This window comes from Bradyrhizobium sp. SZCCHNS3016 (assembly GCF_032484535.1).
In the GTDB taxonomy this organism is placed as follows: Bacteria; Pseudomonadota; Alphaproteobacteria; order Rhizobiales; family Xanthobacteraceae; genus Bradyrhizobium.
This window is the reverse complement of record NZ_JAUETE010000002.1, coordinates 165,556-188,096: the sequence shown is the minus strand read 5'-3', so window position 1 is coordinate 188,096 and position 22,541 is coordinate 165,556. Positions and strand designations below refer to the sequence as shown.

Sequence of the window (22,541 nt, the reverse complement as noted above, 5' to 3'; positions counted from 1 at the left end):
TTGCGCCTGCGTCGAATGGTCGACGCATGGAACGTCGCAAACCGGCCGGCTTTAACCAAGCGACCGCTTTGCCTGGCCCGCCGCTATCGGGGGCCTGAACCAACTGGAGGGCGCTCGATGGCCCGTACAGCTTCACTGCCGGTTCTCAATGGAGAATCCGGACTTTCACGCTACCTCGCCGAGATCCGCAAGTTCCCGATGTTGGAACCGCAGGAGGAGTACATGCTCGCCAAGCGTTGGCGCGAGCATGACGACAGCGACGCAGCGCATAAACTCGTGACCAGCCACCTCAGGCTCGTGGCCAAGATCGCCATGGGCTATCGCGGCTACGGCCTGCCGATATCCGAAGTCGTTTCGGAAGGCAATGTCGGCCTGATGCAGGCGGTGAAGAGGTTCGAGCCCGAGAAGGGCTTTCGCCTCGCCACCTACGCCATGTGGTGGATCAAGGCGTCGATACAAGAGTACATCCTGCGTTCCTGGTCGCTCGTGAAGATGGGCACCACCGCGAACCAGAAGAAGCTGTTCTTCAACCTGCGCAAGGCCAAGAGCAAGATCTCCGCGCTGGATGAAGGCGATCTGCATCCGGATCAGGTCAAGCTGATCGCGAAGCGCCTCGGCGTGACCGATCAGGACGTGGTCGACATGAACCGCCGCCTCGGCGGCGACGCCTCGCTGAACGCGCCGATCCGCGACGACGGCGAAGCGGGCGAATGGCAGGACTGGCTGGTCGATACCTCGCCCAACCAGGAAGCCATCATGGCCGAGCACGAGGAATATGACCACCGCAGGCAGGCGCTGAACGGCGCGATCGGCGTGCTCAACGCGCGCGAGCGCCGCATCTTCGAGGCGCGACGCCTGGCCGACGAGCCGATGACGCTCGAGGATCTGGCGGCCGAGTTCGGCGTGTCGCGCGAGCGGGTGCGCCAGATCGAGGTGCGCGCGTTCGAGAAGGTGCAGTCCGCCGTCAAGGGCGCCATCGCCAAGCAGGAGGCGGCGGCCCTGGAGGCCGCGCATTAACGGCGCGGCTTGCGGCTTGAAGGTGGTCTTTGGATGCGATCGGAGCCGGCGGAGACGCCGGCTTCTTGTTATGTGATCAGTTGATATGTGATCAGTCCGGCGCAGCGCGGGCGAGCCCGGCGAGCGCACAGCCCTCGCAATAACGGGCATCCTTGTAGTCGATCCAGTTGTGCGCATAGATCCGCTCCCGCGGAATTTGATAGCGCAGCCGGAGCAGCTTCGAGAGAATGCGCCACGCGGCGATCTGGGCTTCGGTGGCGGGCCGGGTGACGTCGGGATAGTTGCCGGCGAACTCCACGCCGATGGAATTGTCGCGGACGACCTTGCGATAGGTCGGGCCGTTGTCGATATAGCGATTGTCGCTGCGGTTGGCGCCGTCGCCATGCAGCGTCACCAAGGTTTCCGGCACCGCCCAATACACCGTGCCGTCGGTTTCCACCCACAGGGTGACGCCGCGCCGTTTCGGGTTCTTGGCTTGCGCCAGCGCCCCTGATCGCGCCGATCCCGCCGGCCCTTCGGTCTGGTGGACGATGATGTTGGTCCAGGGATGGGCCTGGGCGGGATCGCCCCACGGCGCCAGCCAGACCATCTTCAGCCCGGGGATGTCCGGCGTGCCGGACGAGCGGGCGAGCGACGTGAGATCCTCGGCCGAGACCGGCGCAGGAAGAAGAAGCAGCGCGAGCGCTGCGCGGAGAGAGAACAGAACCGGCCTCATGGCCGGCAACGATAGCACCGGCTACCCGGCGGCGGCATCCTGCCGGCGCGGCGGTGCGATCATCGGCTCGATCTGGTCCGGCGCCAATGCCGGCGTCTCGTGGTCGGCGGCGAAGACGGCATAGCGGTTCTTGCCCTCCTTCTTGGCGGCATAGAGCGCCTGGTCCGCCCGCGCCATCAGCCGGTCGGGGAAGGCGCCGACATCCTCGGTCCATTCGGCGATGCCGATCGAGACCTCGATCGGCACCTCGGCGCCGGCACAGGCCTCCGCATCGTCGCGGCAGACCTGCAGGATGCGCCGCGCGATCATCGCGCCTTCGCGCAGGGCGGACGCCGGCAGCACGATGCAGAATTCGTCGCCGCCGGTGCGCGCCAGCATGTCGCCGGGGCGCAGCCGGGTCTGGGCCATCAGCGTGAAGTGCTGCAGGCAGGCATCGCCGGCGGCATGGCCATGGGTGTCGTTGATGATCTTGAAGCCGTCGAGGTCGATCACCAGCAGCGCGAACGGCCGCCGCGAGCGCTCGGCGCGCGCGCACTCCTCGCTCAGGCGCTGCATCAGGTGACGGCGGTTGGCGACGCCGGTGAGATCGTCGAGCAGCGCGAGATCGGCGACCTCGTTGCGCAGCCGGTCCACCGCCATCAGCAGGAAGCCGAAGTTGAGCGACATCGACAGGAAGATCAGCAGCAGCACCGCGGCGGCCTGGCCGCTGGTGGAGTGGCTGAAATTGAAATCGGCGCCGACGAACGCCCCGATCGACCGCGCGGCAAACACCGCGATGATCAGAACGGACAGCAGGCCGGCCAGCCGCGCTCCCGGATTGACGGGCCCGCGCCTCGCATCCAGCACCAGCCGCGCGATGATCGCCATGGGGACCGCCTGCCCGATCGAGTAGCATAGGATCCTCAGCGGGCCGTGGTCGTACACGTATTGAAAGAATGCGATCGACGCGCAGGTCATCGCGACGACGATCAAGCTCAGCCGCCACGACGCCCTGTAGCCATAGAAGCGCTCGACGCCCATCGCCGCGAGGCAGATCGCGAAGGTCATCAGCGAGCCGCCGGCCAGCAGCGGAACGAACGAGCCGAAATAGAACCGCGTCAGCGCGAACGTCGCCGCCGGCGCGCACATGAACGCCGATGCCGTCCAGTACCGCGCCGAATCCAGATTGGGATAGCTGCGCATCACGTAGGCCCAGATCAGGCCCAGCGCGAGGAAATTGACCACGAAGGCGGTCCACAGCGTCGGAACGTTCAGCATCCCGACAGCAGGACGCCGCAGCTCCTGTCCTCGATGTTCAATAGCGCCGCGCTCATGAGCTACCCTGTTGTTCGCGGCAACATGGGCGCGGCGCAGTTAACGGTTCCTCAAGGTCGCAACCAAGATTGCGCCTTGGTTTTGAATCAATGAAGACACCTTTTACGATCCGCTAACCTTGTCACGACCTGCGTGCCAACGGCGCAACTGGCCGGCGAATGCATCGAGCTGTGGATAAGCGCAACCGCGCTGGTGACAGCGTGAGGCAGAGCTTCGCGAATCTGCTGGGATCGACACCCGAGGCTGATGCATGGCTGGCGTGCGCCAGCGAAGCCTCGAAGTCGCGTTGCAATCCATCAACTCCTGACGAGGATGCCATGGCGAAGAAGGCGAAGAAGGCCGCGAAGGCCACCAAGAAAGCTGCGAAGAAGACCAAGAAGGCTGCCAAGAAGAAGTAGTTGCACTTCCGGGTGGGAGCGCGGCTTCCACCCGGCTCTCAGTCGGCTCGGCCGCTAGCCGATCCCACGTCTCCACCGGTCGGCATTTGCCACGCATCACCCTTTGCTCGACGCTGGCTAGGTCGGCCCCTGGGCCTTACCCGACGTCCGGCGCGCGCTCGAGCGTCACCTCGGCCTCGCGCAGCACATCGAGCGGCGCCCACGGCTTGCTCCAGAACTTCGTGCCGCCCGGCAGCGGCTGCGACAACGGCCGGCCAGAAGTGACGACCACATTGATGTGGGGGTGACGCGCCTTGGCGAGATGGGCAAGCTCAACCCCGTTCATGCGGCCCGCCAGATTGACGTCGGTCATCAGCAGGACGATGCGATGACCCGGCTTGTTCAGGACGAGTTCGGCGGCCTCCGCGCTCTCACACGCGATCACGTCGTACTCGCTCTCTTCGAGCAGCAGCGTGATCATCTCGCGCTGCGCCAGATCGTCTTCCACGATCAGTGCGGTGGCACGGAAAGGTTGCGACTGTCCCATGCAGGTCCTCCACGAATGTGTGCTCGTAAAGTAATGTGAGTTAAAAGCTGAACGGCCGGATGGTTCGGTTCCAATCAGAAAAAGTGGCAGAAAACCCAGCTGCAATTGGAACAGGCACGTAGATCCGGTCGATCAGGGGAGTGAAGCGACAATGACGATCATTCGAGGCGCATCTGCCGCCGTGACAGGCGCAGCCAGCGGCATTGGCCGTGCGCTGGCGCAGGAGCTGGCGGCGCGCGGTTGCGATCTCGCGCTCGCCGACCGCGACGAGGCGGGCCTCGCAAGCCTCGCCGCCGAGCTCGCCGCGAGCGGCCGCAAGGTGACCACGCACCGGCTGGACGTCAGCGATGTTGCTGCAGTCACCCAGTTCGCCGAGGACGCGACCCGCGCGCATCCCGAACTCAACATCATCGTCAACAATGCCGGCGTGGCACTGTTCGGCAGCTTCGCCGAGATCGATCAGGCGGAGATGGAGTGGCTGTTCAACATCAATTTCTGGGGCGTCGTGCACGGCACGCGCGCGTTCCTGCCGCATCTTTCGCGCCAGCGCGAAGCGCATGTCGTCAACCTGTCCTCGATCTTCGGCATCATCGCTCCGCCCGGCCAATCGGCCTACGCCGCGGCAAAGTTCGCGGTGCGGGGATTTTCCGAGAGCCTGCGTCACGAACTCACAGCCGCCGGCAGTCCCGTGCGGCTGTCGGTCGTGCATCCCGGCGGCATCGCCACGGCGATTGCGCGCAATGCCCGCGCCGGCCAGGGCATGACCGACAATGCGCGCCGCGTGCAGGCCATCGAGCGGTTCGAGCGGCTTGCCAGGACCAGCCCGCGCGACGCCGCGTTGCGGATCATCGAGGGCGTCGAGCGCAATGAGCCCCGCATCCTGATCGGCGGCGATGCGCGCTTCATGGATCTCCTGCAGCGGTTCATGCCGGGCACCTATTGGCGCGTGATGGCGAAGCGGCTCGAGAAGGCGGCCGCGAAGCAGGCGTGAGCCACGGGACAGGAGGCGCCGCCCCGCCTCGCGCTCTCGAGACCACGGCACCAGGACACAGCTCATGCCGGTCGGACACGGGAATCACCCCGTGGCGGATACGGCCGGGGCGATGGGCGTGTCGGCGAGCTTGATACTTCAGCCACCAACGACCGATCAGGCCGCTCTGATATGGGCCAGGAACTGGTTGACCTCGCTGCGCAGCCGGGTCGACTGCTGCGCGAGCTCGCCGGCCGCCGACAGCACCTCGTTGGCGGCGTGGCCGGTCTGCACGACCCCGGACGTGACGCCCGCGATGTTGCGCGTGACGTCCTGGGTCTTGCCGGCGACGACGTTCACATTGCCGGCGATCTCGCGGGTCGCGGCGTCCTGTTGCGCGATCGATGAGGCGATGATGGTCGAAATTTCGTCGACCTCCTGGATCGTGGTGCAGATCATGCCGATGCTCTGGACCGCGGCGGCGGTTTCGGCCTGAACCGCGGCGATCTGAGCACCAATCTCTTCGGTCGCCTTGGCCGTCTGGGTCGCCAGCGTCTTGACCTCGCTGGCGACGACGGCGAATCCCCTGCCCGACTCGCCGGCGCGCGCGGCCTCGATCGTCGCATTCAGTGCCAGCAGATTGGTCTGGCTGGCGATCTGGTTGATGAGTGCGACGACCTCGCTGATCTTGCTGGCGGCAACGTTGAGCCGCTGCACCTTGTCGTTGGATTGCTGCCCTTCGTCCGCGGCCTTGCGAACCACGGACGATGCACGCTCGAGCGTCTTGCTGATCTCGTTCATCGAGGATGACAGCTCTTCGGCCGCCGAGGCAACGGTGTTGACATTATCCGATGCGGAGCCGCACGCCTGCGACACTGTCAGGGCCTGCTGCTTCGATTGATCGATCGTCACCGACATCGAACGGGCGGTCGCCTCCATTTCAATGGCCGCAGCCGACACTGCGTCGACAACGCCGCGGACGCTGGCCTCGAAGCCATCGGCCACCTCCATCAGCATGCGGCGCCGGTCCTCCTCGGCACGAGCCTGGGCCTTCTCCTGCTCCGCCTGCAGATCCCTCATCCGGATGGCGTTGTCCCTGAAGACCGAAACGGCGCGCGCCATCTGTCCGACCTCGTCCTTGCGCCAGTCGGCCGGGACGCGAACGTCCAGGTTGCCATCGGCGAGCTCGCGCATGGCGCTCGTCATCTGGACGATCGGGAGGGAGATGCTGCGCGCGATCAACAGCCCGGCGAGCGCGATCAGCACGAGGCCGGCCAGCGTCATCCCGATCGCCAGCGCCCCGGCGCGATTGCGAGCCTGGATGAACTCGCTGTTGTCCATGACGATCTCGACGGCGCCGATCGGCTTGCCGGAGAAATCCTTGATCGGGCCCAGCAGCGCGACCACCGGAACGCCTTTGAGCTGTCCTTGGCGCGACAGGAAGCTGCCGGCCGATGCCTCGCGATAGTCGCCGCTTGCGAAGAAGGAGGTCTCCCCGATCGTTGTCGCGAACAGATTGAAGCCGTTGTCGCCAGCCAGGCGGAACGCAACGTCGACATTCCGGCTGCGCTTGAACTCGTCGAAGAAGTTTTGGCCAAAGGTCAGGCCGAACTCGACCGAGCCCAGATGTTTGCCGGCGGAAACGATCGGTACGACGCCGCGGAGGCCGAGGCCGGCAACGCCGCCCTCCAGCCCGACGATCGGCTTGCGGTCGGTATTGGCGGCCACCACCGTCTTGCGGAAGCCCGACAGATCGTCGCCGAACTTGGCCGGCTGGTGCACGCGCAGGAAGGACATCGCCGGCGGCGTGTGAAACTGAAACTGGTCGACACCGTAATCGGACTTCATGCTGGCCATGCCCGCGCCGAACAGCCGCATCAAGGCGTCGCGGTCGTTCTGCGCCATGGCGTCCTGGACGGCGGGGATCTTGGCGACCACCGCGCTCATGGCTTCCGCGCGGGTCGACTCGAGCTGCAGGCGCGAATTGAAGGCGTCATATTGAGCGTGGAGCTCACGCTCATTGGCGCGGTCGATGATGCCGCCGATGATCCACATGGCGACCAGCAGCACGAAGAGGGCCGTCGCGGCCGCGCCGATCACCAGAGAAAGGGTGATCCGGGTTCTCAAGCCAACAAGCTTCAACATGCAATCCTCGAACGTCGACCGGTGTTCGAGTATTGCAGCGTTGCAACTAATTATTCCTGAACGAGTCAACCAATGGAGTGGACCAACAACAAATTAGATGCTGCGGGCGAGAACGGCTATCGAAGCTTTCCGCCGCACACTTTGCTCTTAACCTGCCGCAACCCACGCTGGTTGCAGGTCATTTCATCTCAACCAGAACAGATCCGTTGGGAACGTCCTGACAGAGCAGGAGGTCCGACCTGTCCGGCAGGGCGCGTTCAGGCGACAGGACCGCCGCGCGCCCGCCAGCGGCTCATGCCGCCGGCATAGTGGCGGATATCCTGCCGCCCCGCCGACAGCGCCCGCCGCAGCGCGGTGGCCGAGCGGCCGCCGGCCTGGCAGATCAGAACCACCGGCTTGTCGTGCACGAGGTTGCCCGGGTCGAAACGCGACAGCGGGTGATTGACGGCGCCGGGAATGTGTCCGCCCTTGAACTCATGCGGCTCGCGCACGTCGACGATAACGCAGCTCCGCTGCTGGTGCGCCCGCACCAGCTCGTCATGCTCGATCGCCGGCACGCTGGTCGATCCGGTCAACTTGCTGAACAGTCCTGATAGCATGGGAGGAACCTCTCACTGATTGACATAGGGGGCACTCGGGCGACTCCGCCTACCCCTGTGTCCGCTTCGCCTTGGCCTCGGACGCCTCGACCCAGAAGAAGAACGCACCTGCGCCGATCGCGAGCGCGGCGAACCAAACGCCATCCGGTACGCCGGTGATGTCGGGCAGCCGCACCTTGCCGAGCGCCCAAACATTCAGGACGTGAGCCTTCACCCAGTCGAAGCTCAGCGCATAGAGGATCGCGCCGACAATCATGCCGAAAGCGCCGACTGCGGCATGCACGCTGCCGCTGGCGATGGCGCCGAGCGCGGTGCCCGGGCAGTAGCCGTAGACCACCATGCCGACGCCGAACAGCGCCGCGCCGAGCGCGACCGCGAGCATGTTGGCGTCCTTGACGTAATATTTGGTGTTGCCGGTATCAACCAGCAGCAGCACGCCGATGCCGCCGACCACGATCGCCGTGCCCATCACCTTCAGCACGGTGAAGTCGCGCAGCCGGAACTGGTTCTCGATCACGTTGCAGCTCGTGACCTTGCCCTGCTGCAGCAGATAGCCGAACACGGCGCCCATCAGCAGCGGGCCGGCGATGCTCATCAATGACGTCATGGCCCTTCTCCTATGCTTTGCGGAACATGACGCGCGACGCCAGAAGGCCGGTCGCGAACATCACGGCGAGGAACAGCCAGCTCGACAGCGCCAATTGCAGACCGCCGGAGATGCCGTGTCCGCTGGTGCAACCGCCGGCCAGACGCGCGCCATACATGATGACGATGCCGCCGAGAAACGCGGCCACGAAGCGCTTGACCACAGACGGGCCAAAGCGCTCCTTCCAGACCTCCGGTACCAGTTCGAGGCGCCACGTGCCGGAGATGATCGCCGACAGGAATGCGCCGAACGGAATGCCGACCAGGAACCAGACGCCATAGTCCCATTTCAACGGCATCGACTTCCAATAGCTGTTGGCGGCGACGGCGTCGGATCCGATCACCGGAGCGGCAAACAGCGATGCGATGCGCGAAAACGCCGTCGTGACGCCGAGCGGGTCGCCGAACCCGGCAAAGGCCACCCAGCTGAGGACGCCGATGCCGGCGCCGACCAGATAGGGCGACCAGTCGATGCGCTTGGACTTGCCCAGATCCTTGACCATGACGTCGTTCATCATTGCCACCACGGGTCCTCCCTGCTGACGCGGCCCAGCGCCGCGACCGACTTACGTTACTATATGCATATATTCGAATTTATGCAATTATAATTCAGCCGATGCCGACAGGTGAGGTGAAAAGGCGGGGCTCTGCGGCAGCCTGACTGCGAGGAAACAGCGGCACTGACGAACTCGGGGACGGCAGCCCCGAGCAAGCCGCGGCGGAGCACGATCCGCCGCGCCCCACGCTCTGTTCATGTCGGCGCGGGCCTCGCAAGCCCATCGTCACCAGGCGACTCGGTCACGCAGCTTGCCGCGGCCGCGCGAAAGATCCTCGAGATGAGGCTCGCAGGCCACCGCAGAAGCGATGGCAGCGTGGCCGGCGCACCTGTCAGCACACCCGACGCGGGCCGGCCGAAATGGCGGCGAGATCGGATCTGCGCGGCTCTCAGTCGCTACGAACCCTAGGCGGCTCTCACGCCGGCGATGAACTTCTTCACTTCCATGCTCAGTCTGGCACTGTCGTCGGCCAGCGATTTCGCGGCGGACAGAACCTGGGAAGCCGCGGTTCCGGTATCAACGGCGCCGCGCTGCACATCCGCAACGTTGGCTGAGACCTGCTGCGTTCCCGCCGCCGCGTGCTGGACGTTGCGCGAGATCTCCTGCGTGGCAGCGCCCTGCTGCTCCACGGCCGATGCGATCGTCGACGAAATCTCCTGCAGTTTCTCGATGGTGATGCTGATGTCGCGGATCGCACCGACCGATTGCTGGGTGGCGGACTGGATGCCGGAGATCTGCTGGCCGATCTCGCCGGTGGCCTTCGCCGTCTGCTCGGCAAGCGCCTTGACCTCGGATGCGACCACGGCAAATCCGCGGCCGGCTTCGCCGGCGCGCGCGGCCTCGATCGTTGCATTCAGCGCGAGCAGGTTGGTCTGTCCGGCAATCGTATTGATCAGCTCGACGACGTCGCCGATGCGGGCAGCGGACTTCGAAAGCTCGCTGACCTGTTCATTGGTCTTGCGGGCCTGCGCCACCGCCTCATTGGCCATCTGGGCCGAATCCTGGACTTGCCTGCTGATCTCGTTGACGGACGCGGAGAGCTCCTCGGTCGCAGATGCCACCGACTGCACATTGGCGCAGGCTTCCTCGGAAGCCGCGGTGACGGACGTGGCCAGGTTCTGTGCGCGACTCGCCGTGTTGCTGAGTCCGCCGGCGTGACCCTCCAATGTGCTCGATGCCGTGGACACGGTGTCGACGATCTCGCCGACCACGGCCTCGAAGCGGCCAGTGATCTCGTCAAGCCGCCGGCTGCGTTCCAGTTTCACCTCTGCCTCTTTCGAAGCGATATCGTCGGCCTGCTTTTTCGCGATCAAGGCGGTCTTGAAGACCTCCAGGGCGTCGGCCATCATGCCTACTTCGGTCTTCTGGCCGCGATAGGGGATCTCCGTCGCCAGGTTGCCCTCACCGAGCGCCTGCATCGGCCTGATGATGGAAGCGATGCACCGGGAAATGTCGCGAACGAACCAGCTTCCGACGCCGATGCCCGCGAGAACGGCAAGGACGATGACCGTCGACATCAATGCAAATGCCTCGGCATAGCCATCCGCAGCGATCTTCGTCTCGGCGTCGGCGCTACGATTGTTGAGGTCAATCAGCTTTCGAAGATATTCGTCCGACTGATTGGCGACGCTCCGGACCGTCTTGTTGAACAGATCGCTTGCCTGCTTGGTCGCATTGCCGTTCCCTGCGCGCAGCACCTCGAGCACACCATCGGCAGCCTTGACATATTGCTCCCAGCCCCGCGACCAGCTCTCGAACAGGATGCGCTCCTCGGAAGACGAGATCATCGCCTCATAGGAGCGGCGCGCCGTCGCGATCAGGGCGAGCGTTGCCTTCATGTTGCGGTCGAGATTGTCCCTCTCCTCAGTCGTATCAGCCGTCATGTAGGCCCGGAGCTGCGCCCGATTGAGATTGATCGCCGAACGCAACTCGCCGAGCACGCGCACGCTCGGCAGCCAGTTCTTGGCGATCTGTTCGGTATGCGTGTTGATTGTCTGCATGCCGCGGACGGCCAGCAATCCGACGATGGTCATCGCCACCAGCAGCAGCGCAATGACGGCCGCCATTTTTGCTCGAATGGAGAGTTGCGACATCTCGCGTGCCTTTCGTAGTCCCGGCGATTCGTATCGGTCCGCCGCATGATTGCACCGTCCCCCTCGCGACGGTAACACCCGACCTTCGCAAATTGGTTAACGGGCGGGATTTCCAGACTGGGATCTACCAAGATCATGTTAGGGCGCGATGGTCCGGATGCCGTGTTCGGCACGCATCTCCTGTGGCCGATCCGCGGACTACGCGATCTGCGCTCCGGCGTGACGACGCAAAGATGCGTGTCTTCAGGTTCGATCCGATCTGATCAGACAATATTCTTCGTCAGAGGCTTGGAGTGCGCCGACACGCCAGGCGTCGACGAGCCTGTGACAGACAGGTCCCGGAGATCGATGGATGCTGCTCTTTGACGCTGCATTTTCAATGCCGCTCAGCAGAAGCAGGCTCGCTTCCGCAAGATGCCTCATGAAGGCATGACGGAGGGCGACTGAACCGGGCTCTGCGCCGGCTTGGCGGCGAACAGCCAGCGGTCGACGACAAAATCGGTGACGGCCGCACCCAACCACATTCCACCGAGCACGATCCACGCTGTGAGCGCAAACACCGATGCCCCGGTCACGCCGGCGCCGACGGCGCAGCCGCCCGCCAGCATCGCGCCGAATCCCATCAGGACGGCGCCGATCATGTAGCGGCGCATGCCGCGCCCATCCGAGAAGCCTTCGAGATTGAGTTCGCGCGCCAGCGCGGCCGCAACGAACGAGCCGATGAACACGCCCGGAATGATGCCGAGATCGAAGCCCGGCTTCAGCTGCGGGCTGGCGAGCACCTGCATCAGCAGTTCCGCCGAAGGACCGCTGAATGTGAGGCTCTTCAGCGGCACCGGCGAGAACGAGGCCTGACCGAGCTGATAGGTGAGGAGCCAGCCCCCGGCGACCGCCGCACCCGCGGCCACCGCCGAGCGCAGGATCTTCGGGCCGACCTGAAACTTCGACACGGCGGCGAGCCCGGCCAGGAACCACAGCATGCCGAAGCCGAGCTTCTCGGGCGTGCCGCCGCCGAACAGGCTCATGATGTCGCGCGACGGTCCGCCGTCGACCAGCCAAAGATTGGTGAGCCACTCGCGCGCCGGCGCGAGCAGGCCGCGATAGGCGGACTGCGCCGTCACCGCGAAGATCAGGCCGGACAGCAGCGCCCGCAGATTGCCGTTGGCCGAGAGCACCAGCAGACGGCTGGCACAGCCGCGCGCCAGGATCATGCCGCAGCCGAACAGGGTGCCGCCGATCATCGCGCCGGAAATGCTGCCCTGCTGCGCCAGCTGACGCGCTTCAGAGACGTCGAGCAGGCCCATCGCCACCAGCGCCTGGGTGCCCAGCAGCGCCGAGGCGAAGGTGAGGAGCCACACCGCCAGCCGCGGACCGCCCTGCCCGCGCGCGAACTCGACCGTGGCCGCCCGCAGGCAGAAGCGGCTGCGCTGCGCGAAGAAGCCGAACGCGCCACCGGCCGCGAGCCCGCACAGCAGCGACACCAGCTCCTCACCCAGAAGGTCGATCAATGCGGTGAGCACGGGCGCTCCCGTCGTTCAGGCCTGCCGCTCAACATACCGGGCGGCATCGGTAAGGACGCATGCGCCCGTCACGGGCGCAGGTAGGCGTATCCACTCTGCTGCAGCTCGGTGAGACGCACGACGCCGCCCTTCTCCGCCACCGCGAAGCCTGGCAAGAGATCGTCGAGCTTCACACCCTGCGCCTTCATGGTATTGGCACAGGCCTCGAAGCCGACGCCGGCCTTCATGAGGCGCTCGGCCAGAGCCGAGATGGTCTGGTCGGCCGAAATCGCATGAAAGGCCCGCAACCCCGGGCCGTGGATCACCAGGCGAATGTCTGCGCGTCCAGGTCCTCCGGTGCCATCGACGTGATTCTGGAGGTTGCCGAGAACGAACAGGGCGCGGTCCTGATCGGCGAGATGATAGGCGACGCGCTGGCGCGGAGACTCCGTCGCCGCGCGTGCGCGGCTGACACCGAAGATTCCAAACACACTGGCAAGACCAGCTTGCATCAAAGATCGACGTTCCATGGTGACTCCTAACGCGTGGCTGCAATGAATCCTGCGATGCGATCAGCGGCATCCTCGGCGGCGAGATCGCGAAAGAAGTGATCTGCGTCGTCAATCGTCTCCAACCGGACACGGCTGCCGGTGCGTGACGCCAGCGGCGCGAACGACGCTGCCACGTCCGGTACCGTCTTGTCTTGCGCTGCCGCAAGCACCAGAACCGGCAGGCTCACATCGGCGATCAGCGCCGCCGTATCCTGGCGCCGGTCGGCGCGATAGAATGCTGCGAATGCGCGCGCCGTCACCTTGGCATCGCGGCAATAGATGAAGCCCGGCACCGACATCCAATCACCGCCGCGCCCGGCGGCGATCGCAGCCTCAGCCTTGTCGAGCAGCGGCGCCAATCGCTGGCCGTAGCTCTCCGCATAGGCCTCTCTCAAACCGGCCTCGATGCTCGCCGTCGCCGGCGCCAGCAGGATCGCACCGTCGACCGCCGCTTTGGGATTGGCGGCCAGATAGCGCGCGAGCTGATTGGCGCCGCGCGAATGTCCGAGCACGAAGACGTGCGACGACGTCTTGCGCGCTTCACTCAGCCAGGCGGCGATCTCCACGACAGCATCGTCCGTCACATAGTCATGGGGTTTGGCACAATCGTACATGCCAGTGCGGCGATCGAGACCGAGCACGAGATTGTGCGCGAGCGAGGCGATCCCCCGCTCGGCCAACGCCTTGGACAGGCCCTGGATGGTCTCCATGTCCTTGTGCGCGAGCGTGCCGTGCGTCATCAGCACCAGCGGCACATCCGGTCCAGACTGCGCCGGCAGCCGGAGCGTGCCGAGCGCCGTGCGCCCGCCGATCGTGAGCTCGCGCGGCTCCTCGGCCGCGAAGGCGATCGACGCAATGAACGAGACGACAAGAGCGAGCCACCACCGCATCGCAAATTCCTCAGGGACGCACGATCGTCCAGTTCTTCTCGGACAGCTCCAGCAGGGTCGCGACCCCGGTCTTGACGACCGTGACACCGTCGAGCAGAGGCGGCTGCCGTCCCTCCTTGCTCGCGAGCGTCTCCAAGGTATTGCCGCAGGCGATGAAGCTCACATTGGGCATCGACTTGGCGAAGCCGAGCACCCGCTCCTTCACCGGCGAACGGTCGGCCAGCAGCATGTCGAGGCCGCCATTGAACGCGACGATCACGATCTCGACCTCCGCGCCCTCGCCCGAATAGTGGCGGGAGACATTCGCGGCCACGTCGAGCACCGCGCGCATCTTGGCCGGATCCTCGTCGCTGATCTGCAACGCGAGCCTATGTGGCTCGGCTGCAGTGGCGATGGACGCAACCCCGCTTCCGGCCAGGGCGACGGATGCGGCCGCCAACAGCATCTGGCGGCGGCTGCATCCGGCAATCCTCACTCGACGCCTCGCGGCTTGCCGTCCTTGTCTTCCGGCGTGACGTCGACCGCTGTCGCGCGTCCGGTGATCTTGACCGGCGCGATGCAGTTCTTCATGCAAGGGTCCTTCTGCCAGAACGCCTTCTCGCTCGTGCTCCGGTCATCCATGATGAACCCGCCCTCGTTCGGCATCTTGATCGTGGCGAGATTGCTGTTGCTCAGCTCGAAGTTCTGATCGGTGATCACGTCGTTCAGATACAGCACATAGGCGACCAGCGCGTAGTACTCGTCGACCTTCAGCGACTGCGGGCTGCCGAACGGCATCGCGTGGCGGACGTAGTCGAACAGCGTCGAGGCGTAGGGCCAGTAGGAACCGACCGTCTTGACCGGATTGTCTGATGTCAGCGATCCCTTGCCGCCGGCGAGCACCGGCCAGCGGCCGGCACCCTCGCCGAATTCGCCATGGCAACTGGCGCAATTGTCCATGAACAGCTTCTCGCCCTGGGCGACAGTGCCCTTGCCGACTGGCAGCCCCTGCCCGTCCGGACGGACGTCGATGTCCCAGCCGCGGATCTCCTCGGCGCTCGGCGCGCGGCCGATGTTGAAGCGCTGCGCCGGCTTGGCATCGGACTTGGCCTCGGTCTTCTCGCTCGGACCGCCGGCGAACGCCACCGAGCCCGCAAGCGTTGCCAGCGCTGCGGCGACAATGATGAGCTTAGGCGACCTCGACATTCTCGACCTCACCGTTTGCCTGCACATGCCAGGTCTGGATGCCATTGTTGTGATAGATGGAGTTGTAGCCGCGGACCTTGCGCAGCTCGGCCTTGGACGGCTGGACGTAGCCGGTCTCGTCCTGGACGCGCGACTGCAGCAGCAGCGGCTCGCCGTTCCAGTCGAACTCGTAGTAGAAACGGGTCAGCGCCTTGTCGAGCACCGGGCCGTCGATCCGCGCCGGCCACCAGTTGCGGCCACCATCGAGCGAGACGTCGACGCGCTTGACCTTGCCGTTGCCCGACCACGCCAGTCCCGAGACGATCGTAAAGCCCTTGCCATGCTTGATCGGCGCCTGCGGGCTCGGGCTGGTGATCACCGACTTGGCATCCATCGCCCAGGTGAAGCGCCGCGCCTTGCCGTTCGGCAAAAGGTCCGTGTACTTCGAGGTTTCCTCGCGGGTGTGCCAGGGCTGGTCGCCGACCTTGATGCGGCGCAGCCATTTGACCCAGAGATTGCCCTGCCACCCCGGCACGACCAGGCGCATCGGATAGCCCTGCTCGGGATACAGCGCCTCGCCATTCATCTTGTAGGCAATGATGCAGTCGTCGAGCGCCTTCTCGATCGGCAGGCTGCGATCCATCGACGCGGAGTCGGCGCCCTCCACCAGCAGCCATTTGCCGTTGGTCTTGACGCCGGCCTCTTCGAGCAGGGTGCGCAGCGAGACGCCGGTATATTGCACGCAGTGGATCATGCCATGCGTGAACTGGCAGCCATTGAGCTGGGCGCCGCGCCACTCCATGCCGGAGTTGGCGGCGCATTCCATGAAGTGGATGCGGTTGACGCGCGGGTAGCGCTTGAGCTCGTCGAGCGTCAGCAGCAGCGGCCGCTCGACCAGGCCGTGGATCATCAACCGGTGATCGGCCGGATCGACGTCGGCCACGCCGCCGTGATGGCGCTCGAAGCACAGCCCATTCGGCGTGATGATGCCTTCGAGCTCATGCAGCGGCGTGAAGCTGACAGAGGATTCGCGCGAAGCCGTCAGCCATTCGACGTCGCGGCGGACGACGTCCTTCTCGAACTTCGACGGCTTGCCGTAGGGGCGCACAGCGACGCCCTCGCCGAGGGTGCGCGTCCATTCCGGCACGTTCGGCGGCTGGTTGGCGGGATTGCCGGCGCCGGCACGCGCCTGCGAGGCCAGCGCCGTGGCGGCAAGACCGCCGGCTGCGGTCAGGAAACCACGGCGCGACGCACGTGGGGCTGAGGGGAGAGATTTGTCCTTGGACATCGTCGTCACACTCCAGAGACTTTGACGGCCCGGTTGGGCTCGAGACGCACGGTTTTCTGGCGCTGCAGATAGCTCGACACGACCTCCCAGATCGGCGGCCCCTGGGTGCCCTCGTTGACGCTGGCCCAGCCCGCGACCTGATACTCGCGCGTCGGATCGATCGCGGCCCCGGTCTTGATCAGGCGCATGTCGGAGATGCGCTGCCCCTGCGGCTTGTTGACGTCGATGGCGTAGGACATGCCGCCGATGCGGACCATGTCGCCGCCCTGCTGGTAGTAGGGGTCGACGTTGAACAGGTTGTCGGCGACGTCCTCGATGATCTCCTTCAGCCGAGTGCCGGTCATGCCCATGCGATAGACCGCCGGATAGGTGATCGCGGTGGCGTTGGTGACGTCCTCGAAGGTGATGTCCTGGCCCGGCATCACGCTGGTGCCCCAGCGGAAGCCCGGCGACAGCGCGATCTCCGCATCGCGCTCCTGCAGCAGCGCCTGGCAGATGAGGTCGTCGAACGTGCCGTTGAAATTGCCGCGGCGATACAGCAGCGTCTCGGTCCGGCCCAGCGGGCGGGCGAGATCGGCGGCAAACGGCTTGCGCACCTCGGCGATCTTGGCCGCCATCGCCGGATCCGGCGTGATCACGTCTGAGAACAGCGGGATCAGCTTGTAACGATAGCCCTTCACCTCGCCGTCCTTGACGTCGAGATCGAGCCGCGAGACGAACTTGCCGGAGGAGCCCGACGCGATCAGCAGCGTCTTGCCGACCTTCACGGCCTCAGGCAGCGCATCATGGGTGTGACCCGTGAGAATGACGTCGAGACCCTTGACGCGGCTGGCCAGCTTGCGGTCGACGTCGAAGCCGTTGTGCGACAGCAGCACCACGAGGCCGGCGCCGTCCTTGCGCGCCTTGTCGACCTGGGTCTGAACATCCTCCTCGCGCACGCCGAACGACCAGTTCGGAATCATCCAGCGGGGATTGGCGACCGGCGTATACGGGAAGGCCTGGCCGAGCACCGCGATCTTGACGCCGCCGCGCTCGATCATCGTCGAGGCTTCGAACGCCGGCTCGTTCCATTCGGTGTCGCGGATGTTGAGGCCAAGGAAGGGGAAGCCGAGACCATCGACCGCCTGCTTGACGCGCTCGGTGCCGTAGGTGAACTCCCAATGCCCCGTCATCGCATCCGGCTTCAGCAGCGCCATGCAGTCGATCATGTCCTGGCCGCGGGTCTTCAGCGACGACCATGATCCCTGCCAGGTGTCACCGCCATCGAGCAGCACGACCTTGTCGCCGCGCTCCGCGCGGATGGCCTTGATGACGGTGGCGGCGCGGTCGAGCCCGCCGATCCGCCCATAGGTCTTGGCGAGCGCCTCGAAATCCTCCGACGTCAGCGCATAGGCCGACGATGAGCCCGGCGCGATGCCGAAACGGGCGAGGAAATCCTTGCCGGTGACATGCGGCGGCTGGCCCTTGGCGTCACCGACGCCGAGATTGGTCGACGGCTCGCGGAAATACAGCGGCATCAGCTGGCCGTGGATGTCGGTGACATGCACCAAGGTGACGTTGCCGACCGGATCGAACGCCAGCAGCTCCTTCTCGGTCAGCTTCTGCTGAGCAAAGGCGCGGGTCGCACCCGCAAGACCGGAGCCACCCGTCAAGGCAGCCGCCGCCAATGCGACCTGAACGAATTCGCGACGCGATATCATGATGTATCTTCCTTGTGTCCGCGGCTAGTTGCGGACCGACGGTGTCTCGACGGGCAGCCCAATGCCGCGCCAGGCGACGTAGACTTCGAGCGCGAGGAACTCGTCCGACAGCGGCTTGTAGGGCACGCCGCGAACGTCGAACATGCAGCCCTCGAACCGTTCGTGCAGCGGGATAAGGCGCTGATCGCGCAGCCGGTAGGTCGGAAAGCCGTTGGTCTGGCCTTGGCTCAGAAAATCGGCGCGCATGAACTTGCCGTTGTTCTTCTCGTGGCAGGACGCGCAGGCAAGATCGAGCTGCCCGACCCGCGTATAGTAGATCTCCTTGCCCTTCTCGAACCATGGCGACATCGGACCGTCGGTCTTCACCGCCACCGGCATGCCGCGCGACTGATAGCGGACGAACGCCGTCATGTCCGTCAGTTCCTTCGACTTGAAGGCCCAGGGCTGCGCCTTCATGTGCTCGGTGCGGCAGATGTTGATCTGCTGCTCGAGATTGACCGGCTTGTTGAGCTTATCGCTCCATTTGGGCATGGCGGCGCCGACGCCCTTCATGGTCTTTTCCGCCTCGCCATGGCAGCTCATGCACGACTTGCCTTCGCTGCCGTCGACCGTCTTCCAGACGTCGGCGGCCCGCTCCACCGCGAGGAAGCCGGGATTCTCCAGGTCGTCATCCTGGAGCGCGCGCGTTTCCTTGGTGCGGAACTGATAGCCCGAGATGATGGTCTTGAAGACGTGACCGGGAGGCGCCGGAATGCCCTTCCGTTCGGCCTCCTGGCCGAACGTCGCGGCTGCCGACAGAGCCAGCGCGGCCGAAGCCAGGACGGCGAGAGAACCGTAGCGAATGGACATCCGTCACTCCTCCTAGCGATCACACGCGGCCGATCAGGCCTTCAACGAGATCTTCTCTTCGGCCGTCACGACTGAGCCATCATCGTCCGTCCAGGCGAACTTGAACGTGCCTTCCTCGTCGATCCTTGCGTCGAACTGGATGTACGGGTTGGCCGAGATCGCCGGCTCCAGCGCGCAGGCAAACACCGGCTTGCCGTTGAACTCGCAGGTGAACTTGTTGATGATCTTGCGTGGGATCGGCTTGCCCTGCGCATCCTTGCGCTGACCCGATTCCATCAGATGCGAGACCAGCGTCTTGATCTGGATGATCTCGCCCTTCTTGGCTTCCTTCGGAAGCTTGATCCGCGGCTTGTCTGCCATGTTCGTCTCTCCCCTGTCTCAGCCGCCGCAGCCGCCGATGGTGACCTTGACGGTCTTGCGCTCCGTGAAGAGCGAGCCGTCGCTCATCTTCGCGACCGCGATCACGTTCTGGGTCTGCGCCAGACGGATGCGGATCGACGCCTCGGCCTTGCCGGACATCGGCGTGAACATCAGCGTGGCGACGCCGGCGTTCGGATTGCCGTCGGCCACGAACAGCACTTCCTTGACGTAGTTGTCTGGTGTCATCGGGCTTTCGACCGAGAGCGCGAGCGGCACGGTGTTGCCGTTCTCGGCGATCTCAGGCAGATCGAGCGTGATCTTGCCCTTGGCCGCTTCCTTGCCGCCGGTGAACTTCTTGATCATCTCGGCCGCGTCGTTGCTCGGCTCGGCGTTGGCGGCCATCGGCAGCACCGTCAGGGCGACGAAACCGCCGCCGAGAAGGAACGCCTGTCGTCTGTTGATTGCGCCCATGCATCATCCTCCAGAGGCGGTTACTTCAATGTTTCGAGAAAGGCGACGACGTCCTCGACCTGCGCGGCGGTGAGGACGGGTTTGCCGACGAACTCCGGCCTGACGCGATTGAGTCCGTCGTTCTTGTAGAAGGCGGGCATCACCGTGTCGGTGAAGATGCGCTTGGGATCGGCGACGATCAGGCGCAATTGCGCCGTGTTGTAGCGGGTCGCGACGCCGTCGAGCGACGGACCGAACTCACCGTGAAACTCTTCCGACTTCAGCGACGACACCTGATGACAGGCGAGACAATTGCCCAGCGTCCGCGTCAAGAACACCTTCTTGCCGGCATCGGCATTGCCGGGCGCGCCCGTCAGCGATTTCGGAATGGCATAGTCGACGACATCGAGCCTGATCGGCTCGTCACCTCGCGCGGCTGCCGACAGCAACACGCAGAGCAAGGCGGCCGGAATCAAACGGCGCATGTTTCCACCCTGACCGACGAGGCGTCCCCTCGCCTTACGATGACACGACGGACTTACGATCCATCATATTCAAGAATTATGATTTGATAATGTGATTGGTGTCAAGCGTATTTCGATGCCGCACTGCACTCAACCCCTGGTCGAAGCGAGATAGTCGCGGAATGTACCGCGCTCATACGCCCTCTCGCGCACGAAGCGGAACATTGCGAGGAAATGCGGCGGCTTGAGATAGCCCGGCGCGCGCGCCACCTCGCGTGCGAGCGGCTCCTTCGCAGAGACCCCCTCGGCCGATGGCGGAAAGAACTGGAACGTCGGCGTGAAGCGGATCGCGTAACGCTCGGCGAGGTCCTTCTCGGTGAGCTCCTTGCCGTCGAAGTCGATCACCTTGCGCGCGCCGAGCAGGTTGAGCTGCAGCACTTCGAAATTGGCACGGATGTAGTCCGTGATCCCTTGGTCGGCAAAGTTCACCAGATGAGTCTCGCGGCAATACGGGCAGCCGCGCAACTCCCACATGATCGCAAGCCGCTTGCCTTCCAACGCCGCGCTTTCGAGATCTTCGCGCAGGTCCAGGAAGCTGTTGAGAAACCAGGACTGGTGATAGAGCCCGTCGTCGCCGAGCGCCGCGTCGGCCTGCGCCGGCGCTGACGCCGGGCCGACGGCCGCCGCAGCAGAGAGCAGCGCAACCAGATCGCGCCGCGTCATCGTCCGGTTCGTCGTCATCAGCCTGCTCGCGCGCTTTGCCAAGTCCACTTTGCCAAGTCCACGGAATTTCGATACATGATATTCGAATAACAGAATGTGAAAAGGACATTCGATGCTGCGCCGCGTCATCATGCTGTCGCTCGTGCTGTCATGCCTCACGCATGGCGTCCGTGGGCACGCCGAAGAGAACGCGGACGTTGCTGCCTTCATGCGCTCGGCGATGGCCAGCCTGCGCACAGCCGCGAGCTATGGCCGCACCGGCAATGTGGGCCTGGCCCAGATCGAGCTCGACGACGCCCGGACCGCCTGGGCCAGGCTCAGCCGGCTCGCCGAGCACTCCAATGCGCCCTATTCGGCGAAGTCCTTTGCAGAGTTGATCGCCACCGGAAACGATCGCCTGAAGCAGACGGACGAAGCGCTGACCGCAGGTGACGGGGCACGCGCTGCGGCGGCCATTGCCGCGTTGCGCCGGTCGCTTCACGCCCTGAGGCAGGACGCCGGCGTGGTCGAGCTCAGCGATTGCGTGTTCGACCTGTCACCCGTCATGGACGCGTTGCGCAACGCAGCTGCGCGGTTCGCAGCGAGCAAGGCCGAGCCTGGCGAGGTCGTCCAGGCCGGCACAGCGCTGCGCGACCGGCTGCAACGCTGCAACGGCCTCGCCGCGCCCGACGTGGCGCGCCAGGCCGAATTCCGCCGCCTGATCGACGGCGCCACGACGAGCGCCGGCGAAATCGGCCGCGCCGCGCGCGAGAGCGACGCCGGCCTGGTGCATCGCTATGAGATCGAACTGCAGTCCTTCGTCAATCTATTGGACTTCCGCTTCGGCTGATCAGCCGATGGTGGCGAGCGACGGAAAGCGCTCGAAGATCCATTCCGACATCCGCGGGATCACGCCGGCGAGAAAGGCCGCGCCGGTCAGGACGAGAAAGCCGCCCATCGTCTTCTCGACCAGGGGGAGATACGGCTTGATACCCTTGAGCATGGTCATGAACTGCCCCGTGAAGGCCGCGGCGATCAGGAACGGGATGCCGGTCCCGACCGAGTAGGCGGCGAGCAGCAGCGCGCCCTTGCCGACCGTCGCCTCCGCGCCGGCCATCATCAGCACGGCGGCAAGGACCGGCCCCGCGCACGGCGTCCAGCCGAAGGCGAAGGCAAGTCCCATCACGAACGCACCGAGCAGGCCGGCCGGCTTGCTTCCGACGTCGATCGTCGCGCTCCGGTACAGCAGCGGAATCCGGAGCACCCCGAGGAAATGCAGCCCCATCATGATGATGACGAGGCCGGCGAGGATGCCGAGCTGGCTGAGATGGCCGGCGATGAACCGTCCGAACACCGAGGCGGTGGCGCCAAGACCGACGAACACCAGCGAAAAACCGCCGACGAAGCACAGCGCCGTCAGCACCGTCCGCCGCCGCTGGGCCATGCTGGTTTCGCCGATCGCGTCGGCCGCCGAGACGCCGGCCATGTAGCACAGGAACGGCGGGACCAGCGGCAGAATGCACGGCGACAGAAACGACAACAGACCCGCGGCCAGCGCGGCACCCAGCGTGACGTCGAGATCCATCTTTCCTCCCGGTCGGCCAGCGCTACGTGCCCGGCCTGCCGGGCAGGATTCGGAAATCGC

25 protein-coding genes are annotated in these 22,541 nt (G+C 65.1%); 4 read left to right on the top strand and 21 right to left on the bottom strand.

What is annotated here, in order from left to right; all coding sequences use genetic code 11:
* Positions 1-117: 117 nt before the first annotated feature.
* Positions 118-1,017 (top strand): RNA polymerase sigma factor RpoH, encoded by a 900-nt coding sequence (gene rpoH / locus QW881_RS05145; protein ID WP_315756101.1) that lies wholly within the window; start codon positions 118-120, stop codon positions 1,015-1,017.
* Positions 1,018-1,108: 91 nt separating this feature from the next.
* Here rpoH and QW881_RS05140 read toward each other — a convergent pair whose 3' ends face one another.
* Positions 1,109-1,732: a peptidoglycan recognition family protein gene (locus QW881_RS05140; protein ID WP_316158328.1), complete on the bottom strand. Its 624-nt coding sequence runs from the start codon at positions 1,730-1,732 to the stop codon at positions 1,109-1,111.
* Positions 1,733-1,753: 21 nt separating this feature from the next.
* A complete protein-coding gene (locus QW881_RS05135; protein WP_315756009.1) occupies positions 1,754-2,989 on the bottom strand; it encodes a GGDEF domain-containing protein in 1,236 nt (411 codons plus the stop codon).
* Between the two features lie 257 nt (positions 2,990-3,246).
* Here QW881_RS05135 and QW881_RS05130 point away from each other — a divergent pair, with 257 nt between their 5' ends.
* Entirely contained in the window at positions 3,247-3,444 is a 198-nt protein-coding gene (locus QW881_RS05130; RefSeq protein ID WP_315736286.1) for a hypothetical protein, read from the top strand.
* Positions 3,445-3,580: 136 nt separating this feature from the next.
* Here the strand turns inward: QW881_RS05130 and QW881_RS05125 are convergent, their stop codons facing one another.
* Positions 3,581-3,970, bottom strand: a complete 390-nt coding sequence (locus tag QW881_RS05125) for a response regulator (protein ID WP_315756008.1) — start codon at positions 3,968-3,970, stop codon at positions 3,581-3,583.
* Between the two features lie 151 nt (positions 3,971-4,121).
* On the opposite strand from QW881_RS05125, the gene QW881_RS05120 reads away from it, so the two are divergent.
* Positions 4,122-4,961: an SDR family oxidoreductase gene (locus QW881_RS05120; protein ID WP_315756007.1), complete on the top strand. Its 840-nt coding sequence runs from the start codon at positions 4,122-4,124 to the stop codon at positions 4,959-4,961.
* 156 nt (positions 4,962-5,117) lie between these two features.
* Here the strand turns inward: QW881_RS05120 and QW881_RS05115 are convergent, their stop codons facing one another.
* The 17 genes from QW881_RS05115 to QW881_RS05035 all read right to left on the bottom strand — a co-directional run bounded on the left by QW881_RS05115 (position 5,118) and on the right by QW881_RS05035 (position 20,935).
* A complete protein-coding gene (locus QW881_RS05115) occupies positions 5,118-7,085 on the bottom strand; it encodes a methyl-accepting chemotaxis protein (RefSeq protein WP_315756006.1) in 1,968 nt (655 codons plus the stop codon).
* Between the two features lie 257 nt (positions 7,086-7,342).
* Positions 7,343-7,684 carry a rhodanese-like domain-containing protein gene (locus tag QW881_RS05110; RefSeq protein WP_315756005.1) on the bottom strand — a complete coding sequence of 114 codons (342 nt, stop codon included), beginning with the start codon at positions 7,682-7,684 and terminating at the stop codon, positions 7,343-7,345.
* 49 nt (positions 7,685-7,733) lie between these two features.
* The gene (locus QW881_RS05105; protein WP_315756004.1) at positions 7,734-8,291 is read right to left on the bottom strand and encodes a YeeE/YedE thiosulfate transporter family protein; all 558 of its coding nucleotides are present in this window, start codon (positions 8,289-8,291) and stop codon (positions 7,734-7,736) included.
* A gap of 10 nt (positions 8,292-8,301) precedes the next feature.
* A complete protein-coding gene (locus QW881_RS05100; RefSeq protein WP_315756100.1) occupies positions 8,302-8,844 on the bottom strand; it encodes a YeeE/YedE thiosulfate transporter family protein in 543 nt (180 codons plus the stop codon).
* A 446-nt stretch (positions 8,845-9,290) separates the two neighbouring features.
* Positions 9,291-10,979: a methyl-accepting chemotaxis protein gene (locus tag QW881_RS05095; protein ID WP_315756003.1), complete on the bottom strand. Its 1,689-nt coding sequence runs from the start codon at positions 10,977-10,979 to the stop codon at positions 9,291-9,293.
* Between the two features lie 419 nt (positions 10,980-11,398).
* Positions 11,399-12,499, bottom strand: a complete 1,101-nt coding sequence (locus QW881_RS05090) for a YeeE/YedE family protein (RefSeq protein WP_315756002.1) — start codon at positions 12,497-12,499, stop codon at positions 11,399-11,401.
* A gap of 68 nt (positions 12,500-12,567) precedes the next feature.
* A complete protein-coding gene (locus QW881_RS05085) occupies positions 12,568-13,008 on the bottom strand; it encodes a DsrE family protein (protein WP_409997641.1) in 441 nt (146 codons plus the stop codon).
* Positions 13,009-13,016: 8 nt separating this feature from the next.
* Positions 13,017-13,919, bottom strand: a complete 903-nt coding sequence (locus QW881_RS05080) for an alpha/beta hydrolase (protein ID WP_315756001.1) — start codon at positions 13,917-13,919, stop codon at positions 13,017-13,019.
* Positions 13,920-13,929: 10 nt separating this feature from the next.
* Positions 13,930-14,364 (bottom strand): hypothetical protein, encoded by a 435-nt coding sequence (locus QW881_RS05075; RefSeq protein ID WP_315718331.1) that lies wholly within the window; start codon positions 14,362-14,364, stop codon positions 13,930-13,932.
* A gap of 26 nt (positions 14,365-14,390) precedes the next feature.
* Entirely contained in the window at positions 14,391-15,149 is a 759-nt protein-coding gene (locus QW881_RS05070) for a cytochrome c (RefSeq protein ID WP_315756000.1), read from the bottom strand.
* A complete protein-coding gene (gene soxC / locus QW881_RS05065) occupies positions 15,088-16,371 on the bottom strand; it encodes a sulfite dehydrogenase (RefSeq protein WP_315755999.1) in 1,284 nt (427 codons plus the stop codon). Before soxC ends, QW881_RS05070 begins: the two co-directional genes overlap by 62 nt.
* 5 nt (positions 16,372-16,376) lie before the next feature.
* Positions 16,377-18,071 (bottom strand): thiosulfohydrolase SoxB, encoded by a 1,695-nt coding sequence (gene soxB / locus QW881_RS05060; protein WP_315755998.1) that lies wholly within the window; start codon positions 18,069-18,071, stop codon positions 16,377-16,379.
* Between the two features lie 24 nt (positions 18,072-18,095).
* Complete coding sequence (soxA, locus tag QW881_RS05055; protein WP_315755997.1) at positions 18,096-18,920, bottom strand: sulfur oxidation c-type cytochrome SoxA; 825 nt, start codon at positions 18,918-18,920, stop codon at positions 18,096-18,098.
* A 33-nt stretch (positions 18,921-18,953) separates the two neighbouring features.
* On the bottom strand, positions 18,954-19,280 hold the full coding sequence (soxZ, locus tag QW881_RS05050; protein ID WP_315755996.1) for a thiosulfate oxidation carrier complex protein SoxZ: 327 nt from the start codon (positions 19,278-19,280) through the stop codon (positions 18,954-18,956).
* Between the two features lie 18 nt (positions 19,281-19,298).
* Positions 19,299-19,751, bottom strand: coding sequence for a thiosulfate oxidation carrier protein SoxY (gene soxY / locus QW881_RS05045; protein ID WP_315736272.1), 453 nt, complete (start codon positions 19,749-19,751; stop codon positions 19,299-19,301).
* 20 nt (positions 19,752-19,771) lie between these two features.
* A complete protein-coding gene (gene soxX / locus QW881_RS05040) occupies positions 19,772-20,215 on the bottom strand; it encodes a sulfur oxidation c-type cytochrome SoxX (RefSeq protein ID WP_315755995.1) in 444 nt (147 codons plus the stop codon).
* A gap of 129 nt (positions 20,216-20,344) precedes the next feature.
* Positions 20,345-20,935, bottom strand: coding sequence for a thioredoxin family protein (locus QW881_RS05035; protein WP_315755994.1), 591 nt, complete (start codon positions 20,933-20,935; stop codon positions 20,345-20,347).
* Positions 20,936-21,029: 94 nt separating this feature from the next.
* Here QW881_RS05035 and QW881_RS05030 point away from each other — a divergent pair, with 94 nt between their 5' ends.
* Positions 21,030-21,746, top strand: coding sequence for a hypothetical protein (locus QW881_RS05030; RefSeq protein ID WP_315755993.1), 717 nt, complete (start codon positions 21,030-21,032; stop codon positions 21,744-21,746).
* On the opposite strand, the gene QW881_RS05025 is transcribed toward QW881_RS05030, so the two are convergent.
* Positions 21,747-22,481 carry a cytochrome c biogenesis CcdA family protein gene (locus QW881_RS05025; protein WP_315755992.1) on the bottom strand — a complete coding sequence of 245 codons (735 nt, stop codon included), beginning with the start codon at positions 22,479-22,481 and terminating at the stop codon, positions 21,747-21,749.
* Positions 22,482-22,541 lie beyond the last annotated feature (60 nt).

What these genes read in the sequence shown, in the direction of transcription:
- QW881_RS05080 (WP_315756001.1), bottom strand. Translation starts at nt 13,919, where the DNA reads ATGCGGTGGTGGCTCGCTCTTGTCGTCTCGTTCATTGCGTCGATCGCC.
- QW881_RS05115 (WP_315756006.1), bottom strand. Translation starts at nt 7,085, where the DNA reads ATGTTGAAGCTTGTTGGCTTGAGAACCCGGATCACCCTTTCTCTGGTG.
- soxA (WP_315755997.1), bottom strand. Translation starts at nt 18,920, where the DNA reads ATGTCCATTCGCTACGGTTCTCTCGCCGTCCTGGCTTCGGCCGCGCTG.
- rpoH (WP_315756101.1), top strand. Translation starts at nt 118, where the DNA reads ATGGCCCGTACAGCTTCACTGCCGGTTCTCAATGGAGAATCCGGACTT.
- QW881_RS05100 (WP_315756100.1), bottom strand. Translation starts at nt 8,844, where the DNA reads ATGAACGACGTCATGGTCAAGGATCTGGGCAAGTCCAAGCGCATCGAC.
- soxX (WP_315755995.1), bottom strand. Translation starts at nt 20,215, where the DNA reads ATGCGCCGTTTGATTCCGGCCGCCTTGCTCTGCGTGTTGCTGTCGGCA.
- QW881_RS05105 (WP_315756004.1), bottom strand. Translation starts at nt 8,291, where the DNA reads ATGACGTCATTGATGAGCATCGCCGGCCCGCTGCTGATGGGCGCCGTG.
- soxY (WP_315736272.1), bottom strand. Translation starts at nt 19,751, where the DNA reads ATGGGCGCAATCAACAGACGACAGGCGTTCCTTCTCGGCGGCGGTTTC.
- soxZ (WP_315755996.1), bottom strand. Translation starts at nt 19,280, where the DNA reads ATGGCAGACAAGCCGCGGATCAAGCTTCCGAAGGAAGCCAAGAAGGGC.
- QW881_RS05075 (WP_315718331.1), bottom strand. Translation starts at nt 14,364, where the DNA reads ATGCTGTTGGCGGCCGCATCCGTCGCCCTGGCCGGAAGCGGGGTTGCG.
- QW881_RS05025 (WP_315755992.1), bottom strand. Translation starts at nt 22,481, where the DNA reads ATGGATCTCGACGTCACGCTGGGTGCCGCGCTGGCCGCGGGTCTGTTG.
- QW881_RS05120 (WP_315756007.1), top strand. Translation starts at nt 4,122, where the DNA reads ATGACGATCATTCGAGGCGCATCTGCCGCCGTGACAGGCGCAGCCAGC.
- QW881_RS05095 (WP_315756003.1), bottom strand. Translation starts at nt 10,979, where the DNA reads ATGTCGCAACTCTCCATTCGAGCAAAAATGGCGGCCGTCATTGCGCTG.
- QW881_RS05035 (WP_315755994.1), bottom strand. Translation starts at nt 20,935, where the DNA reads ATGACGACGAACCGGACGATGACGCGGCGCGATCTGGTTGCGCTGCTC.
- QW881_RS05140 (WP_316158328.1), bottom strand. Translation starts at nt 1,732, where the DNA reads ATGAGGCCGGTTCTGTTCTCTCTCCGCGCAGCGCTCGCGCTGCTTCTT.
- QW881_RS05135 (WP_315756009.1), bottom strand. Translation starts at nt 2,989, where the DNA reads ATGCTGAACGTTCCGACGCTGTGGACCGCCTTCGTGGTCAATTTCCTC.
- soxB (WP_315755998.1), bottom strand. Translation starts at nt 18,071, where the DNA reads ATGATATCGCGTCGCGAATTCGTTCAGGTCGCATTGGCGGCGGCTGCC.
- QW881_RS05110 (WP_315756005.1), bottom strand. Translation starts at nt 7,684, where the DNA reads ATGCTATCAGGACTGTTCAGCAAGTTGACCGGATCGACCAGCGTGCCG.
- QW881_RS05085 (WP_409997641.1), bottom strand. Translation starts at nt 13,008, where the DNA reads ATGGAACGTCGATCTTTGATGCAAGCTGGTCTTGCCAGTGTGTTTGGA.
- QW881_RS05070 (WP_315756000.1), bottom strand. Translation starts at nt 15,149, where the DNA reads ATGGCATCCAGACCTGGCATGTGCAGGCAAACGGTGAGGTCGAGAATG.
- QW881_RS05030 (WP_315755993.1), top strand. Translation starts at nt 21,030, where the DNA reads ATGCTGCGCCGCGTCATCATGCTGTCGCTCGTGCTGTCATGCCTCACG.
- QW881_RS05125 (WP_315756008.1), bottom strand. Translation starts at nt 3,970, where the DNA reads ATGGGACAGTCGCAACCTTTCCGTGCCACCGCACTGATCGTGGAAGAC.
- soxC (WP_315755999.1), bottom strand. Translation starts at nt 16,371, where the DNA reads ATGTCCAAGGACAAATCTCTCCCCTCAGCCCCACGTGCGTCGCGCCGT.